General features: G+C 41.1%; 29 protein-coding genes. All 29 read left to right on the top strand.

What is annotated here, in order from left to right:
* Nucleotides 1-3 precede the first annotated feature (3 nt).
* Complete coding sequence (gene rpsC, locus QE429_RS00610; protein WP_307282805.1) at nucleotides 4-660, top strand: 30S ribosomal protein S3; 657 nt, start codon at nucleotides 4-6, stop codon at nucleotides 658-660.
* 2 nt (nucleotides 661-662) lie between these two features.
* A complete protein-coding gene (gene rplP, locus QE429_RS00605) occupies nucleotides 663-1,097 on the top strand; it encodes a 50S ribosomal protein L16 (RefSeq protein WP_307282803.1) in 435 nt (144 codons plus the stop codon).
* A complete protein-coding gene (gene rpmC, locus QE429_RS00600; RefSeq protein WP_040203247.1) occupies nucleotides 1,087-1,287 on the top strand; it encodes a 50S ribosomal protein L29 in 201 nt (66 codons plus the stop codon). The genes rplP and rpmC overlap by 11 nt, the downstream gene beginning before the upstream one ends.
* A 23-nt stretch (nucleotides 1,288-1,310) precedes the next feature.
* Nucleotides 1,311-1,574 (top strand): 30S ribosomal protein S17, encoded by a 264-nt coding sequence (gene rpsQ, locus QE429_RS00595; protein WP_023626421.1) that lies wholly within the window; start codon nucleotides 1,311-1,313, stop codon nucleotides 1,572-1,574.
* Between the two features lie 39 nt (nucleotides 1,575-1,613).
* The gene (gene rplN, locus QE429_RS00590) at nucleotides 1,614-1,982 is read left to right on the top strand and encodes a 50S ribosomal protein L14 (RefSeq protein WP_149868112.1); all 369 of its coding nucleotides are present in this window, start codon (nucleotides 1,614-1,616) and stop codon (nucleotides 1,980-1,982) included.
* A 36-nt stretch (nucleotides 1,983-2,018) separates the two neighbouring features.
* Nucleotides 2,019-2,327, top strand: coding sequence for a 50S ribosomal protein L24 (gene rplX, locus QE429_RS00585; protein WP_307282796.1), 309 nt, complete (start codon nucleotides 2,019-2,021; stop codon nucleotides 2,325-2,327).
* A 27-nt stretch (nucleotides 2,328-2,354) separates the two neighbouring features.
* The gene (rplE, locus tag QE429_RS00580; RefSeq protein WP_307282794.1) at nucleotides 2,355-2,894 is read left to right on the top strand and encodes a 50S ribosomal protein L5; all 540 of its coding nucleotides are present in this window, start codon (nucleotides 2,355-2,357) and stop codon (nucleotides 2,892-2,894) included.
* Between the two features lie 24 nt (nucleotides 2,895-2,918).
* The gene (locus QE429_RS00575) at nucleotides 2,919-3,104 is read left to right on the top strand and encodes a type Z 30S ribosomal protein S14 (RefSeq protein WP_034676107.1); all 186 of its coding nucleotides are present in this window, start codon (nucleotides 2,919-2,921) and stop codon (nucleotides 3,102-3,104) included.
* Nucleotides 3,105-3,135: 31 nt separating this feature from the next.
* Nucleotides 3,136-3,534 carry a 30S ribosomal protein S8 gene (gene rpsH / locus QE429_RS00570; protein ID WP_307282791.1) on the top strand — a complete coding sequence of 133 codons (399 nt, stop codon included), beginning with the start codon at nucleotides 3,136-3,138 and terminating at the stop codon, nucleotides 3,532-3,534.
* 31 nt (nucleotides 3,535-3,565) lie between these two features.
* On the top strand, nucleotides 3,566-4,102 hold the full coding sequence (gene rplF / locus QE429_RS00565) for a 50S ribosomal protein L6 (RefSeq protein WP_307282789.1): 537 nt from the start codon (nucleotides 3,566-3,568) through the stop codon (nucleotides 4,100-4,102).
* Between the two features lie 32 nt (nucleotides 4,103-4,134).
* On the top strand, nucleotides 4,135-4,497 hold the full coding sequence (gene rplR, locus QE429_RS00560; protein WP_307282786.1) for a 50S ribosomal protein L18: 363 nt from the start codon (nucleotides 4,135-4,137) through the stop codon (nucleotides 4,495-4,497).
* A 24-nt stretch (nucleotides 4,498-4,521) separates the two neighbouring features.
* Nucleotides 4,522-5,022, top strand: a complete 501-nt coding sequence (rpsE, locus tag QE429_RS00555; RefSeq protein WP_307282783.1) for a 30S ribosomal protein S5 — start codon at nucleotides 4,522-4,524, stop codon at nucleotides 5,020-5,022.
* A 13-nt stretch (nucleotides 5,023-5,035) separates the two neighbouring features.
* Nucleotides 5,036-5,218 (top strand): 50S ribosomal protein L30, encoded by a 183-nt coding sequence (gene rpmD / locus QE429_RS00550; protein ID WP_307282778.1) that lies wholly within the window; start codon nucleotides 5,036-5,038, stop codon nucleotides 5,216-5,218.
* Between the two features lie 32 nt (nucleotides 5,219-5,250).
* Nucleotides 5,251-5,691, top strand: a complete 441-nt coding sequence (gene rplO, locus QE429_RS00545; protein ID WP_307282775.1) for a 50S ribosomal protein L15 — start codon at nucleotides 5,251-5,253, stop codon at nucleotides 5,689-5,691.
* The gene (gene secY / locus QE429_RS00540; RefSeq protein WP_307282773.1) at nucleotides 5,691-6,986 is read left to right on the top strand and encodes a preprotein translocase subunit SecY; all 1,296 of its coding nucleotides are present in this window, start codon (nucleotides 5,691-5,693) and stop codon (nucleotides 6,984-6,986) included. The genes rplO and secY overlap by 1 nt, the downstream gene beginning before the upstream one ends.
* A 57-nt stretch (nucleotides 6,987-7,043) precedes the next feature.
* Nucleotides 7,044-7,694: an adenylate kinase gene (locus QE429_RS00535; protein ID WP_307282770.1), complete on the top strand. Its 651-nt coding sequence runs from the start codon at nucleotides 7,044-7,046 to the stop codon at nucleotides 7,692-7,694.
* Entirely contained in the window at nucleotides 7,694-8,440 is a 747-nt protein-coding gene (gene map, locus QE429_RS00530) for a type I methionyl aminopeptidase (protein ID WP_307282767.1), read from the top strand. The genes QE429_RS00535 and map overlap by 1 nt, the downstream gene beginning before the upstream one ends.
* Nucleotides 8,441-8,631: 191 nt before the next feature.
* Nucleotides 8,632-8,850, top strand: coding sequence for a translation initiation factor IF-1 (gene infA / locus QE429_RS00525; protein WP_034676129.1), 219 nt, complete (start codon nucleotides 8,632-8,634; stop codon nucleotides 8,848-8,850).
* A gap of 37 nt (nucleotides 8,851-8,887) precedes the next feature.
* Nucleotides 8,888-9,001, top strand: a complete 114-nt coding sequence (gene rpmJ, locus QE429_RS00520; protein ID WP_000868344.1) for a 50S ribosomal protein L36 — start codon at nucleotides 8,888-8,890, stop codon at nucleotides 8,999-9,001.
* Nucleotides 9,002-9,024: 23 nt separating this feature from the next.
* A complete protein-coding gene (rpsM, locus tag QE429_RS00515) occupies nucleotides 9,025-9,390 on the top strand; it encodes a 30S ribosomal protein S13 (RefSeq protein ID WP_307282761.1) in 366 nt (121 codons plus the stop codon).
* Nucleotides 9,391-9,411: 21 nt separating this feature from the next.
* Nucleotides 9,412-9,801, top strand: a complete 390-nt coding sequence (rpsK, locus tag QE429_RS00510; protein WP_026574109.1) for a 30S ribosomal protein S11 — start codon at nucleotides 9,412-9,414, stop codon at nucleotides 9,799-9,801.
* A gap of 176 nt (nucleotides 9,802-9,977) precedes the next feature.
* The gene (locus QE429_RS00505) at nucleotides 9,978-10,922 is read left to right on the top strand and encodes a DNA-directed RNA polymerase subunit alpha (RefSeq protein WP_307282759.1); all 945 of its coding nucleotides are present in this window, start codon (nucleotides 9,978-9,980) and stop codon (nucleotides 10,920-10,922) included.
* Nucleotides 10,923-10,977: 55 nt separating this feature from the next.
* Complete coding sequence (rplQ, locus tag QE429_RS00500) at nucleotides 10,978-11,340, top strand: 50S ribosomal protein L17 (RefSeq protein ID WP_307282758.1); 363 nt, start codon at nucleotides 10,978-10,980, stop codon at nucleotides 11,338-11,340.
* Nucleotides 11,341-11,691: 351 nt separating this feature from the next.
* Entirely contained in the window at nucleotides 11,692-12,531 is an 840-nt protein-coding gene (locus QE429_RS00495; RefSeq protein ID WP_307282754.1) for an energy-coupling factor ABC transporter ATP-binding protein, read from the top strand.
* Nucleotides 12,507-13,376: an energy-coupling factor ABC transporter ATP-binding protein gene (locus QE429_RS00490; protein WP_307282752.1), complete on the top strand. Its 870-nt coding sequence runs from the start codon at nucleotides 12,507-12,509 to the stop codon at nucleotides 13,374-13,376. The genes QE429_RS00495 and QE429_RS00490 overlap by 25 nt, the downstream gene beginning before the upstream one ends.
* Nucleotides 13,373-14,170: an energy-coupling factor transporter transmembrane component T family protein gene (locus QE429_RS00485; protein WP_307282750.1), complete on the top strand. Its 798-nt coding sequence runs from the start codon at nucleotides 13,373-13,375 to the stop codon at nucleotides 14,168-14,170. Before QE429_RS00490 ends, QE429_RS00485 begins: the two co-directional genes overlap by 4 nt.
* A 12-nt stretch (nucleotides 14,171-14,182) precedes the next feature.
* On the top strand, nucleotides 14,183-14,923 hold the full coding sequence (truA, locus tag QE429_RS00480; protein ID WP_307282748.1) for a tRNA pseudouridine(38-40) synthase TruA: 741 nt from the start codon (nucleotides 14,183-14,185) through the stop codon (nucleotides 14,921-14,923).
* Between the two features lie 251 nt (nucleotides 14,924-15,174).
* Nucleotides 15,175-15,612: a 50S ribosomal protein L13 gene (rplM, locus tag QE429_RS00475; protein ID WP_307282747.1), complete on the top strand. Its 438-nt coding sequence runs from the start codon at nucleotides 15,175-15,177 to the stop codon at nucleotides 15,610-15,612.
* Nucleotides 15,613-15,632: 20 nt separating this feature from the next.
* Nucleotides 15,633-16,025 (top strand): 30S ribosomal protein S9, encoded by a 393-nt coding sequence (gene rpsI / locus QE429_RS00470; RefSeq protein ID WP_098533175.1) that lies wholly within the window; start codon nucleotides 15,633-15,635, stop codon nucleotides 16,023-16,025.
* The last annotated feature ends 93 nt before the right edge of the window (nucleotides 16,026-16,118 follow it).

Raw genomic sequence — 16,118 nt, 5'->3', positions numbered from 1 at the left:
GCTGTGGGTCAAAAAGTAAATCCAGTCGGTTTGCGTATCGGAATCATCCGTGATTGGGAATCTAAATGGTACGCAGGTAAAGACTTCGCTACTCTTTTACACGAAGACCTTAAAATTCGTGAGTATATCACGAAACGTTTAAAAGATGCTTCTGTTTCTAAAGTTGAAATCGAACGTGCTGCTAACCGTGTGAATGTTACAATCCATACAGCTAAGCCTGGTATGGTTATCGGTAAAGGCGGTACTGAAGTTGAAGCACTTCGTAAAGCTTTAAATCAACTAACTGGCAAACGTGTTCACATCAACATTCTTGAAATCAAGAGAGCTGATCTTGATGCGAAACTAGTTGCTGAAAATATTGCTCGTCAATTAGAAAACCGTGTATCTTTCCGTCGTGCACAAAAGCAAGTTATTCAACGTGCTATGCGTGCTGGTGCGAAAGGTATCAAAACAATGGTATCTGGTCGTCTTGGCGGCGCTGATATCGCTCGTTCTGAACAATACAGCGAGGGCACTGTTCCACTTCATACTCTTCGCGCTGATATTGACTATGCTACAGCTGAAGCTGATACAACATATGGTAAGCTTGGCGTAAAAGTATGGATCTATAAGGGAGAAGTCCTTCCTACTAAGAAGAAAAATGCGGAAGGAGGCAAATAATCATGTTATTGCCAAAACGCGTAAAATATCGCCGTCAACACCGTGGTAACATGCGTGGGAACGCTAAAGGCGGTACTGAAGTAACATTCGGTGAATATGGCCTACAAGCTCTTGAAGCTTCTTGGATCACAAACCGTCAAATCGAAGCAGCTCGTATTGCGATGACACGTTACATGAAACGTGGCGGTAAAGTTTGGATTAAAATTTTCCCTCACAAGCCATACACTGCTAAGCCATTAGAAGTCCGAATGGGTTCCGGTAAAGGTGCTCCTGAAGGCTGGGTAGCTGTTGTTAAGCCTGGAAAAATCATGTTCGAAATTGCTGGCGTTTCTGAAGAAATCGCTCGTGAAGCACTTCGACTTGCAATGCACAAACTTCCAGTTAAATGTAAGTTTGTAAAACGAGAAGAAATTGGTGGTGAATCAAGTGAAAGCTAATGAACTACGTGACCTTACCACTGCAGAAATTGAACAAAAAGTAAAATCTTTAAAAGAAGAGCTTTTCAACCTTCGCTTTCAATTGGCGACAGGACAACTTGAAAATACAGCTCGTATTCGTGAAGTACGCAAATCGATTGCTCGCATGAAGACTGTTGTTCGTGAAAGAGAAATCAGCGTTAATAAGTAATTACCTGAGAGGAGGTTCACAGAATGAGTGAACGTAACCAACGTAAGGTTTACACTGGACGCGTAGTTTCTGACAAGATGGATAAGACTGTTACTGTTCTTGTTGAAACTTACAAAAAGCATCCATTATACGGTAAACGCGTTAAGTACTCTAAAAAGTTCAAAGCTCATGATGAGCAAAACGAGGCAAAGATCGGCGATGTAGTTCGTATCATGGAAACTCGCCCACTTTCAGCTACTAAACGCTTCCGTTTAGTCGAAGTAGTAGAAAAAGCCGTTATTATTTAATTGTTCGGATAAGCTTCATTCCGAAGGGAGGTTACACACATGATTCAACAAGAATCACGTTTGAAAGTTGCTGACAACTCTGGTGCTCGTGAAGTACTTACGATTAAAGTTCTAGGTGGTTCAGGTCGCAAAACTGCTAATATTGGTGATGTGATCGTTTGTACAGTAAAACAAGCAACACCTGGTGGCGTTGTTAAAAAAGGTGACGTTGTCAAGGCTGTTATTGTTCGTACAAAGAGCGGTGCTCGCCGTCCAGATGGTTCTTACATCCGTTTTGATGAAAACGCATGTGTAATTATCAAAGATGATAAGAGCCCACGCGGAACTCGTATCTTCGGACCAGTTGCACGTGAACTTCGTGACAACAACTTTATGAAAATCGTTTCTCTAGCTCCAGAAGTATTATAATTTTAAAATCAATTGCCTTTAAGGAGGTGCGCACAGATGCATGTAAAAAAAGGTGATAAAGTAAAGGTCATCTCTGGCAAGGATAAAGGCAAAACAGGTGTAATCCTAGCTGCTTATCCTAAAGAAAGCCGTGTACTAGTAGAAGGTGTTAACATCGTGAAAAAACACGCTAAACCTTCTCAAGCGAATCCACAAGGCGGAATTTTAAGCTTTGAGGCTCCTATTCATGTATCAAACGTAATGCCTATCGATCCTAAATCAGGTAACCCAACTCGTGTAGGTTACAAAACGGTTGATGGAAAGAAAGTACGCGTAGCAAAATCCGGTGAAGTTTTAGATAAATAGTTTAAATTAAGAAGGGAGGTACAATAAGTGAACCGCCTAAAAGAAAAATTTGTTAAAGAAGTTACTCCTGCTCTAATGAGCAAGTTCAACTATAAATCAGTTATGGAAGTTCCTAAACTTGAAAAAATCGTTGTGAACATGGGTGTTGGTGATGCAGTTGCAAACGCAAAAGCACTTGATAATGCTGTTGAAGAGCTTACAACTATCACAGGTCAAAAACCATTAGTAACTCGTGCGAAAAAATCTATCGCTGGCTTCCGTCTTCGTGAAGGTATGCCTATCGGTGCAAAAGTTACCCTTCGCGGTGAGCGTATGTACGAATTCTTGGATAAATTAGTTTCAGTATCGTTACCTCGTGTTCGTGACTTCCGTGGAGTTTCTAAAAAGGCTTTCGATGGCCGCGGTAACTATACATTAGGGATTAAAGAACAATTAATCTTCCCTGAAATTGATTATGATAAAGTAACCAAGGTTCGCGGTATGGACATCGTTATCGTAACGACTGCTAAGACCGACGAAGAATCTCGTGAACTTTTAACTCAATTTGGAATGCCATTCCAAAAGTAATCGTTAAATAATGGAGGCGAAAACGTGGCTAAAAAGTCAATGATTGCGAAACAAAAGCGCACGCCTAAATATGCAGTACAAGAGTATACACGCTGCGAACGTTGTGGCCGTCCACACTCTGTATACCGTAAATTTAAGCTTTGTCGTATTTGTTTCCGCGAATTAGCGTACAAAGGACAAATTCCTGGTGTTAAGAAAGCTAGCTGGTAAAACCCAAAGTCTGGGAAGGAGGTAAAATACAATGGTCATGACAGATCCAATTGCAGATATGCTTACTCGCATTCGTAATGCGAACATGGTACGTCACGAAAAATTAGAAGTACCTGCTTCTAATCTTAAAAAAGAAATCGCTGAAATCCTAAAGCGCGAAGGTTTCGTACGTGACGTTGAGTATATTGAAGACAACAAACAAGGTATTATCCGTATCTTCTTAAAGTACGGTGCGAATAACGAACGTGTTATTACTGGTCTTAAGCGCATAAGCAAGCCTGGACTTCGTGTTTACGCTAAGTCAAACGAAGTACCTCGTGTACTTAACGGTCTTGGTATCGCATTAGTATCAACATCACAAGGTGTTATTACAGATAAAGAAGCTCGTGCAAAGCAAGTCGGCGGAGAAGTTTTAGCTTACGTTTGGTAATCGAGTTTTTGAATGAATGGAGGTGCACTAAATGTCTCGCGTAGGAAAAAAACCAATTGAAATTCCAGCAGGAGTTACTGTTACTTTAAACGGTAGTACTGTTACTGTAAAAGGACCTAAAGGCGAATTAACTCGTACTTTTAATCCTGATATCACAATCAACGTTGAAGAGAACGTTGTATCGATCACTCGTCCATCTGACGTTAAAGAACACCGCGCATTGCACGGTACTACTCGTGCAGTGATCGCGAACATGGTTGAGGGTGTATCCAACGGATTCACAAGAAGCCTAGAACTAATCGGGGTTGGATATCGTGCGCAAAAGCAAGGTAACAAACTTGTATTAAACGTAGGTTATTCTCACCCAGTTGAAATTGAACCTGAAGCTGGCCTTGAAATCGAAGTACCTGCTAATACAAAAGTTATTGTAAAAGGTACTGATAAGGAACGTGTTGGTGCTCTTGCAGCCAATATCCGTCAAGTTCGTCCTCCAGAGCCTTATAAAGGTAAAGGAATTCGTTACGAAGGCGAAAACGTTCGTCGTAAAGAAGGTAAAACAGGTAAGTAATGCCGCATAGGTAAACGAAAGGAGTGACGTAAATGATTACGAAGCAAGATAAAAACGCTACTCGCAAGAAGAGACATGCTCGTGTTCGTGCGAAACTTAGCGGTACTGCTGCTCGTCCACGTCTAAATGTGTTTCGTTCAAATAAGCATATTTATGCTCAATTAATCGATGACATGGCTGGAGTAACTTTAGCAAGTGCTTCTACTAAAGAAAAAGATTTCGGTCTTGAATCTACTAGTAACGTTGAAGCAGCGAAAAAGGTCGGAGAATTAGTCGCTAAACGTGCGGTAGAAAAAGGTATCACTTCTATTGTCTTTGATCGTGGAGGATACCTATACCACGGACGTGTGCAAGCATTAGCTGATGCTGCTCGCGAAAACGGCTTACAATTTTAATAGACAAAGGAGGGACACAAAAAGATGCGTCGTATTGATCCAAACAAACTTGAACTAGAAGAACGCGTAGTAACGGTTAACCGTGTTGCGAAAGTTGTTAAAGGTGGACGTCGTTTCCGTTTCTCTGCTCTTGTAGTAGTTGGGGATAAAAACGGTCATGTAGGATTTGGTACTGGTAAAGCCCAAGAGGTTCCAGATGCAATCCGTAAAGCCATCGAAGATGCAAAGAAAAACTTAGTGGAAGTACCAATGGTTGGAACTTCAATTCCTCACCAAGTACTAGGACGTTTTGGTGCTGGCGAAATTCTTCTAAAGCCTGCTTCTGAAGGTACAGGAGTTATCGCTGGTGGCCCAGTTCGTGCGGTTCTTGAATTAGGTGGAGTTGCTGATATCCTTTCAAAATCATTAGGAACTAACACACCAATCAATATGGTTCGTGCAACTATTGACGGATTAAAACAACTAAAACGTGCTGAAGACGTAGCGAAATTACGTGGTAAATCAGTAGAAGAACTGTTAGGATAAGGAGGGAAATCAAATGGCGAATAAACTATTAGTTACCCTCAGCCGTAGTGTAATTGGTCGCCCTGAGGACCAACGCGCGACAGTTACTGCACTAGGTTTACGTAAATTAAATCAAACAGTTGAGCATCAAGATAACGCTGCGATTCGCGGTATGATTAACAAAGTTGCTCACCTTGTAACAGTTAAAGAACAATAATTGATTCTTTTCTTTAATAAGGAGGTGCCAATATGAAACTTCATGAATTAAAACCTGCCGAAGGTTCTCGTAAAGAGCGTAAGCGTCTTGGACGTGGTATCGGTTCTGGTCAAGGGAAGACTGCGGGTAAAGGTCATAAAGGACAAAACGCTCGTTCAGGCGGTGGTGTACGTGTAGGTTTTGAAGGTGGTCAAACACCTTTATACCGTCGTTTACCAAAGCGCGGATTTACAAATATCAGCCGCAAAGAATATGCAATTGTCAATCTTGATGTATTAAATCGCTTTGAGGAAGGTACAGAAGTTACTCCAGAACTTCTTATCGAAACAGGCGTTGTAAGTAACGAAAAAGCAGGAATCAAAGTTCTTGCTAAAGGGAACGTAGAGAAAAAGTTGACTGTAAAAGCTCACAAATTCTCCTCTGCTGCTAAGGAAGCGATCGAAGCTGCTGGCGGAACTACTGAGGTGATCTAATGTTCCAGACAATCTCCAATTTTATGCGCGTGGGTGATATACGTCGAAAGATTTTATTCACCCTCTTAATGCTAGTCGTATTTCGACTAGGCACATTCATTCCTGTACCGAATGTTAATGCTGATGTGCTTGCTAGTCAGGATAAGCTGAGTGTTTTCGGTATTTTAAATACCTTTGGTGGTGGAGCGTTGAAACAATTCTCCATCTTTGCAATGGGTATTATGCCTTACATTACAGCTTCCATTATCATTCAGTTACTTCAAATGGACGTTGTTCCTAAATTTACGGAATGGTCCAAACAAGGTGAATCTGGTCGTCGTAAGATTGCTCAGTTCACTCGTTATTTCACTGTTGTGCTTGGTTTTATCCAAGCATTAGGTATGTCTTATGGCTTTAACAATTTAGCAAGCGGCCGTTTGATTGAAAACCCTGGTATTGGTACGTATCTACTGATTGCCGTTACTCTAACAGCTGGTACATCATTCTTGATGTGGTTAGGTGAGCAGATCACTGAGAAGGGTGTAGGAAATGGAATTTCCATCATCATCTTTGCAGGGATCGTTGCTGGTATGCCTTCAACTATCAATCAAATTTATGTTCAGCAGTTTGAGAACGCAGGAGAAGCATTATTTTTACGTATTGTAACGGTTGTATTAATCGCACTTGCTATTATTGCAATTGTTGTTGGTGTTATCTTCATCCAACAAGCAAACCGTAAAATTCCAATCCAATATGCTAAACGTGTTGTTGCAGGAAGAAATCCTGTTGGAGGACAGTCCACTCACATGCCGTTAAAAGTTAACGCTGCGGGTGTTATCCCTGTTATCTTTGCAGTTTCATTCATTGTAACACCAAGAACCATTGCATCATTCTTTCCAACAAATGATGTAACACTGTGGATTAACAGAAATCTTGATTATTCTCATCCAATTGGGATGACGTTATATGCAGTACTAATTATCGCGTTCACTTATTTCTATGCTTTTATCCAAGTTAACCCTGAACAAGCGGCGGAAAACTTACAGAAGCAATGCGGCTATATTCCAGGAATTCGTCCTGGTAAGAGCACACAGGAATACTTAACTCGCGTTTTATATCGATTAACTTTTGTTGGTGCGATCTTCTTAACAGTCATTGCTGTACTTCCAACTATTTTTATTAAAATAGCGAATTTACCGCAATCGGCTCAAATCGGAGGAACAAGCTTGTTAATCGTAGTCGGTGTTGCACTTGACACGTATAAACAACTTGAAGCACAACTGGTTAAACGTCATTATAAAGGTTTTATTAAGTAAAGGTTTAGGGGACTATTGTTCCCTAAAACCCATTTATAGCACGAGGGGGGAACACGTGTGAATTTAGTTTTAATGGGGCTACCGGGTGCTGGTAAAGGCACTCAAGCTGAAAGAATCGTCGAAAAATACGGCATCCCTCATATCTCTACTGGAGATATGTTCCGTGCAGCGATGAAAGAAGGAACTGAACTAGGTTTACAAGCAAAATCATTCATGGACAAGGGTGAACTTGTTCCTGATGAAGTAACAATTGGCATTGTTCGTGAACGTTTAAGCAAAGAAGACTGCCAAATGGGCTTCTTACTTGACGGTTTTCCTAGAACAGTACCTCAAGCTGAAGCGTTAGAAAATCTATTAGCTGATCTTCAGAAGAAAATCGACTATGTGATTAATATTAACGTGGATAAAAGTATTTTAATGGATCGGTTGACTGGCAGACGTATTTGTAAGGATTGTGGCTCAACTTATCATTTAGTCTTTAATCCTCCTGCAAAAGAGGGTGTATGTGACCGCTGCGGTGGAGAGCTATACCAAAGAGCAGATGATAATGCTGAAACAGTTCAAAATCGTCTAGATGTCAACATCAAACAATCTGCACCATTATTAGCTTTTTATGAGGATAAGGGATATTTACGCACGATTGATGGTCAACAAGATATTAATAAAGTTTTTATTGATATCGAGGTATTACTTGGGGGCTTAGCTTAATGATCATTTGTAAAACCCCTAAGGAAATTGAGATCATGCGTGAAGCTGGTCGAATTGTGGCTTTGACTCATCAAGAGTTAAAAAAACATATCGCGCCAGGTATCACAACGCGTGAATTGGACAGAATTGCTGAAGAGTTTATTCTCAGCAAGGATGCAATTCCTTCATTTAAAGGGTATAATGGTTTTCGCGGCAGTATCTGTACAAGTGTGAACAACGAACTTGTTCACGGAATACCTGGTGACCGAGTCCTAAATGAGGGCGACATCATTAGTATCGATATCGGTGCTAAGTATAACGGCTACCATGGAGATTCAGCTTGGACATATGCTGTAGGAACGATTGATGAAAATTCCCAGAAACTTTTAGAAGTGACTGAGGAATCACTTTATCAAGGCTTAAAGGAAGCTAAACCGGGCGAGCGACTCTCGAACATCTCCCATGCGATACAAAAGTATGTGGAAGCAAATGGTTTTTCTATTGTACGTGAGTATGTAGGGCACGGAGTAGGGCAAGACTTACATGAGGACCCAGATATTCCTCATTTTGGTCCACCTAATAAAGGTCCTGTATTAAAGCCTGGTATGGTACTTGCAATTGAACCGATGGTGAATGCCGGAACCCGGTATGTAAATACATTGGCTGACGATTGGACGGTTGTAACAGTTGATGGCAAAATGTGTGCTCATTTTGAACATACAATTGCGATCACTGAAACAGGTTTTGAAATTTTAACTAAGATTTAGTATCTATTTCTTAACCAAACCCATTCTAATCCAAAAAAAATGTAATTTGTTAATAGTTACTAGAGGACAGAATGCTGCTCATTATGTTAGAATTGTAAGGTTGCAGGATGACGTATGAAGAAAAGACCCAATGCATACACAAATTTTGTATTGGCGAACGCTATTCTGAATAGAGAAGGGAGACGAGACCGATGGCCAAAGATGATGTAATTGAAATTGAAGGTAAAGTACTTGAAACTTTGCCAAATGCAATGTTTAAGGTAGAATTAGAAAATGGTCATACTGTGCTAGCTCATGTTTCTGGCAAAATTCGAATGCACTTCATTCGAATCCTTCCGGGTGACAAGGTGACTGTTGAGCTTTCTCCATATGACTTAACACGCGGAAGAATTACTTACCGCTTTAAATAATCAGCTTGCACTCCGTACCATTAAGGAGGTTAGGATAATGAAAGTAAGACCATCTGTTAAACCGATCTGCGAAAAGTGCAAAGTTATCCGTAGACGCGGAAAAGTTATGGTTATCTGTGAAAACCCTAAACATAAACAAAAACAAGGTTAATACTGAAGGAGGTGCGCTAAAATATGGCACGTATTGCTGGTGTAGATATTCCACGTGAAAAGCGTGTAGTTATCTCTTTGACTTACATTTATGGTATTGGTAAAACTACTGCACAAAAAGTTCTTGCAGAAGCTGGTGTTTCTGAAGATACTCGTGTACGTGATTTAACTGAAGACGAATTAAACAAAATCCGTGACATCATCGACAAACTAAAAGTTGAAGGTGATCTTCGCCGTGAAATTTCTCTTAACATTAAGCGTTTAATGGAAATCGGCTGCTACCGCGGATTACGCCATCGTCGTGGTTTACCGGTTCGTGGACAAAATACGAAAAACAACGCTCGTACACGCAAAGGTCCTCGTAAGACTGTTGCGAACAAGAAGAAGTAATCGGCAAAGGAGGTTATTTAAATGGCACGTAAAACTAATACACGTAAGCGTCGTGTTAAAAAGAATATTGAATCAGGGATCGCTCATATCCGTTCAACATTTAACAATACGATTGTAACTATTACTGATGTACATGGTAATGCAATTTCTTGGTCAAGTGCTGGTGCGCTTGGATTTAAAGGTTCTCGTAAATCTACTCCATTCGCAGCTCAAATGGCGGCTGAAACTGCAGCTAAGACATCTATCGAACATGGTATGAAAACTTTAGAAGTTACTGTTAAAGGACCTGGTGCAGGCCGTGAAGCTGCTATCCGTGCTCTTCAAGCTGCTGGTCTAGAAGTAACTGCAATCAAAGACGTTACACCTGTTCCTCATAACGGATGCCGTCCACCAAAACGCCGTCGCGTTTAATTTCTTTGTATAGAAGTTGTATCATGCGTCTATAATGGATATGATACTAATTTTTTAGAGTTCATACAGAGAATTTATTCCAGTTGTTGTGCACAAAACGGGAACGTATACATGGGGGAATTTCAGTTAGTTATTAAACTAATTGAGGTTTCGACGTTTTGAAGGAGGGTTATTTGATGATCGAAATAGAAAAACCAAAAATCGAAACGGTTGAGATCAACGATGATGCCAAGTACGGTAAGTTCGTCGTAGAGCCACTTGAGCGTGGATATGGTACCACTTTGGGTAACTCCTTACGTCGTATCCTACTATCTTCACTCCCAGGTGCCGCTGTTACATCGATTCAGGTCGATGGGGTACTTCATGAGTTCTCAACAATTGAAGGCGTCGTAGAGGATGTAACATCCATCATTTTAAACATTAAGAAATTAGCTTTAAAAATCTACTCTGACGAAGAGAAAACCCTTGAAATTGATGTACAGGGTGAAGGACCTGTAAAGGCTAGCAATATCACACATGATAGTGATGTTGAAATCTTAAATCCAGACCTTCATATTGCTACATTAGCTACAAATGGTCACCTTCGCATGCGTTTAACAGCTAGACGCGGTCGTGGTTATACACCGGCTGATCTGAACAAAAGAGAAGATCAACCAATCGGTGTTATTCCAATCGACTCAATCTTTACACCTGTTTCACGTGTGTCCTATCAAGTAGAAAATACTCGCGTAGGTCAAATGACAAATTATGATAAGCTAACGCTAGATGTTTGGACAGATGGAAGCACTGGGCCAAAAGAGGCGATTGCTCTTGGTTCGAAAATTTTGACCGAGCATTTGAACATTTTCGTTGGGTTAACCGATGAAGCTCAAAATGCTGAAATCATGATTGAAAAAGAAGAAGACCAAAAAGAAAAAGTTCTAGAAATGACTATCGAAGAACTAGATCTTTCTGTTCGTTCTTATAACTGCTTAAAGCGTGCTGGAATCAACACTGTTCAGGAATTAGCTAATAAGACTGAAGAAGATATGATGAAGGTTCGTAACTTAGGCCGCAAATCACTCGAAGAAGTGAAGGCGAAACTAGAAGAGCTTGGATTAGGTTTGCGTAAGGACGACTAGTCTAAACGCGGCTATAAAATCCGTTTAATGACTTCAACAAAGGAGGGAACCCTTCATGGCATACAGAAAGTTAGGACGCACAAGCGCACAGCGTAAAGCTATGCTTCGTGATTTAACTACAGATTTAATTATCAACGAGCGCATCGAAACAACAGAAACTCGCGCGAAAGAACTTCGTGTGACTGTTGAAAAAATGATCACTTTAGGTAAGCGCGGCGATTTACATGCTCGTCGTCAAGCCGCTTCTTACGTTCGTAATGAAGTTGCTAATGCTGAAAACGGTCAAGATGCAGTACAAAAACTTTTCGCTGATATCGCTCCACGTTACCAAGAGCGTCAAGGTGGATATACTCGTATTATGAAACTTGGACCTCGCCGCGGTGACGGTGCGCCAATGGTTATCATCGAGTTAGTTTAATACCTTTTAACAGACAACAAGGGCGCTGGACAGTTTACAAACAAACTTGTTCTTTGCCCTTTTTCTGTAAGAATATAATTTCCGACCCAAGCCAAACGAGTGTTATGATGAGCGTGACTCCTATTGTAGGAGCATGAAGGGTGTTAAACCCTGGGATTGAAAACGGTTCATCCATAACCATTTGTTTTCTTTTTCACGTCTCGTCTAGCTCATGCACCTCCTCCCATTTCTTTATAGAAATCCTTTGCAGTCATGTTGCTGCCAGGGACGAGGTGCGGGCTTTTTTTATATGTAAAAATATTTGCAAAAGCGGAGCTTAGTTTAGTATGTTAGTCGAGAGGAGGAATAACAATGAAAGATTCCCTTGTTTCACTTAAGGGTGTTTCCTTTCAATACGAGGGACAAGAGCGCAATGCCCTTAATAATGTTTCGTTTGATATCTTTGAAGGAGAATGGTTGGCAATTGTTGGTCATAATGGCTCAGGCAAATCTACTACGGCAAAGCTTCTGAATGGTTTGCAGTTCCCACAACAAGGCGAAATCACTGTTTGTGGCATTCCTCTGAATGAACAGACCATTTGGGATGTACGAAAAAAGTTGGGGATGGTATTCCAAAACCCAGATAACCAGTTTGTCGGTACAACCGTTCAGGATGATGTGGCTTTTGGTCTAGAAAATCACGGTATACCAAGAGATGAAATGGTAGAGCGAGTAGAAGATTCATTAAAGAAAGTGAAAATGGATAAGTTTCTATATCAAGAGCCCCACCATCTTTCCGGTGGACAGAAGCAGCGGGTAGCTATTGCCGGCGTCCTTGCGCTGAGACCTTCTATTATTATTCTAGACGAGGCGACCTCTATGCTGGATCCAAGAGGCCGTGAAGAGGTTTTAGAGACTGTGAGAGTTCTAAAACAAGAAAAGGCATTAACGGTTATTTCTATTACTCATGATTTAGAAGAGGCGGCAAAAGCCGATCGCATAATAGTTATGAATAAAGGTGAGGTTTTCCGTGAAGGCGTACCTGAAGAGATTTTTTCAATGGACGAGCAGTTGATTCAATTAGGATTGGATATTCCGTTCTCGGTTAAAATGACAAAAGCATTCCGTCAAAAAGGGTTCGAGTTATCCAAGCATTATTTATCGGAAGAAGAGTTGGTGACAGAGCTATGGACATCTCGCTTCAACATATAGATTATAGGTATCAAGCAAATACTCCATTTGAGCACTTAGCGATCGAGGATGTTTCGATTGATATTCCTTCTGGAACATATATGGCTATTATCGGTCATACAGGCTCTGGCAAGTCAACGGTCCTGCAACATCTAAATGCACTTCTCCAACCCACCAAAGGAACGGTTAAAATTGGAGCTCATGAAATTAAAGCACAGCAGAAGCATAAAAACCTAAAACCTGTACGACAAAAGGTAGGTATTGTTTTTCAATTTCCTGAACATCAGCTTTTTGAAGAAACAGTTGAAAAAGATATTATTTTTGGCCCGCTTAATTTCGGTGTATCTGAAGCAGAGGCAAAAAAACGGGCACGTATTGCATTAAAACAGGTAGGATTAGGGGAAGAAGTCTTAGAAAAGTCTCCTTTTGATTTATCTGGCGGACAGATGCGCCGGGTAGCGATAGCGGGTGTTCTAGCCATGGAACCAGATGTCATCGTTCTCGATGAACCTACCGCTGGATTGGATCCCCGTGGACGGAAAGAAATTATGGATATGTTTTATGCCCTCCATAAGGAAAGAAACCTATCTACCATACTAGTGACACACAGTATGGAAGACGCGGCACATTATGCGGATCAAATTGTTATTATGCAGCAAGGTAGAGTCGTGAAAAAAGGAACACCTGAAGAGATATTCTCATCCCCTGTAGAGCTGATGCATATGGGACTAGATGTTCCCGAAGTGGTCCGCTTTCAATTGAAGCTAGAGGAGAAATTAGGCTTTAAGCTGGACAGAATGTATTTGTCGATTGATGAGCTGTCCACAGCGGTTACCGAAGCGTTAAAAAGAGGTGTTCACTCATGATGGAAAAAATGATTTTTGGCCGTTATGTTCCGGCTGATTCTCTCATTCATAAAATGGACCCTCGATCTAAAATATTGGTTATTTTCTTATTTGTCTGTGTGATTTTTCTTGCAAACAACGCAGTCACATATGCACTTATTGGAATTTATACATTTTTTATGCTTGGGTTAGCACGAATTCCCATTCGCTTTTTATATGGGGGCTTGAAACCCGTTTTATGGCTTGTCCTTTTTACATTAGTGTTGCAGCTGTTCTTTACGAAACAAGGCGACCTTTTATATCAATTGGGACCGATTAAGATATACGAAGAAGGTGTCAGACAGGGGATCTTTATCTCCTTACGATTCTTCTTCTTAATCTTAATGACTTCCTTACTAACATTAACAACTACACCGATTGAAATAACCGATGGATTGGAAACCCTATTACACCCGTTAAAAAAGGTTCATTTTCCAGTCCATGAAATGGCACTGATGATGTCTATTTCCTTACGATTCATTCCGACGTTAATGCAGGAAACAGATAAGATCATGAAGGCACAAATCGCCCGTGGAGTTGAATTTTCCAGCGGTCCCTTTAAGGAGCGGATCAAGGCGGTTATTCCCCTACTTATTCCGTTGTTTGTCAGCTCGTTTAAACGGGCGGAGGAGCTAGCTATAGCGATGGAAGCGAGAGGTTATCGCGGCGGCGAAGGGAGAACGAAATATCGGCAGCTGGAATGGCAAGGGGCCGATACTCTGCAATTAGTACTCCTTGGTGTTGTAACGATCTTTTTAATATTATTACGTTCATAATGGGGCGAAATCATGCAACGATACAAATGCATTATATCCTATGATGGCTCGGGGTTCTCCGGGTATCAAGTCCAACCGAATAAGCGGACGGTACAACTGGAGCTTGAAGCTGTCTTAGCAAAGATGCATAAAGGCACCACCATTAAAGTGTCTGGTTCTGGGCGAACAGATGCAGGGGTTCATGCATTGGGGCAGGTGATTCATTTTGATTCCCCACTTCCTATCACTGAAGAAAGGTGGGAAATTGCTCTGAATTCGATGCTCCCTGAGGATATTTCAGTACTTTCAGTTGAAAAAGTAGCCAAAGACTTTCACTCCCGGTTTGGTGCCAAAGGGAAAGAATACCGTTATAAGCTGTATTTATCAGTGAAAAGGGACCCCTTCCAGCGGAAATTTGCCTATCGCTATTCTTATCCGCTAAACCTAGAAGCAATGAAGGAAGCAAGTAAATATTTCCTTGGCACCCATGACTTTACTAGCTTTTGTTCAGCAAAAACAGAAGTGGAGGATAAAGTACGGACCATTCAGGCAATCGATTTTTTGCTCGAAGGCGACCAACTTACCATTCGCTTTGTGGGAAATGGCTTTTTGTATAACATGGTCCGGATTTTAGTCGGGACTTTACTAGAGGTAGGTGCAGGTGATCGAAGGCCAGAGGATATATCGGCCATTCTAGAAAAAAAAGATCGCCGCTTCGCTGGAAAGACAGCGCCAGCCCACGGTCTATACCTTTGGGGAGTTTTTTATCAATAATTTTTGTATAAAACAACCTAACCAGGTGTAACATTCCCTTGACATATAGACCCAATGTATTTATTATATTATATGTGTGTGTTTTTAATCCCACGATAAAGCCCCGGAAAGTCTTCATCGTGATTGAAAATATATGAAATGAAACTTAGCCGCACAAGGGCATGGGTGAATGATTCCCGGAACAGAATTGATCATTCATTGCTTTGAAGGTGCGAAAAATAATCTTTAGGATTTAATTAGGAGGGAAACTCATGCGTACAACGTTTATGGCAAATGCCAACAATATCGAGCGTAAATGGTACGTGATTGATGCTGAGGGCAAAACTCTTGGTCGTCTTGCTTCTGAAGTAGCGTCAATTTTACGTGGTAAAAACAAACCAACTTTTACACCAAATGTTGACACTGGTGATCATGTAATCATTCTTAATGCTTCTAAAGTAGAACTTACAGGAAAGAAATTAACTGACAAGATCTACTACCGTCACAGCTTACACCCAGGTGGTTTAAAGCAAAGAACGGCTCTAGAAATGCGTACAAACTATGCTGAGAAAATGATCGAGCTTGCTGTTAAAGGTATGCTTCCAAAGAATTCTCTTGGCCGTCAAATGTTCAAAAAGTTACACGTATATGCTGGTAGCGAACATCCACACCAAGCACAAAAACCTGAAGTTTACGAACTTCGCGGATAATTTAGAGGGAGGGAATTAACTTGGCACAAGTTCAATATATTGGTACTGGTCGTCGTAAGAGCTCAGTCGCACGTGTGCGTCTAGTTCCAGGCACAGGTAAAATTGTAGTTAACGGTCGTGAAATCGAAGATTATATCCCATTCGAAGCTTTACGTGTTGTTGTAAGACAACCATTAGTAGCAACTGAAACAGTTGGTAGCTACGATGTTCTTGTAAACGTAAGCGGCGGTGGTTACACTGGTCAAGCTGGCGCAATCCGCCACGGTATTGCTCGCGCATTACTTCAAGCTGACCCTGAGTTCCGTCCAACATTAAAGCGCGCTGGTTTATTAACTCGTGATGCACGTATGAAAGAGCGTAAGAAATACGGTCTTAAAGGTGCTCGTCGTGCGCCTCAGTTCTCAAAGCGTTAATCTTTGCGAACTTTCAAAGACTCTCAACCATTTGGTTGGGGGTCTTTTTTACGTTTAGGCTGTGTTAAAGAACAATGTTGATTTTTAAACCCT

Source organism: Bacillus sp. SORGH_AS_0510 (assembly GCF_030818775.1).
Classification (GTDB): Bacteria; Bacillota; Bacilli; order Bacillales; family Cytobacillaceae; genus Neobacillus.
The sequence above is the reverse complement of the archived record's forward strand: the minus strand, read 5'-3'. Positions and strand labels throughout refer to the sequence as shown.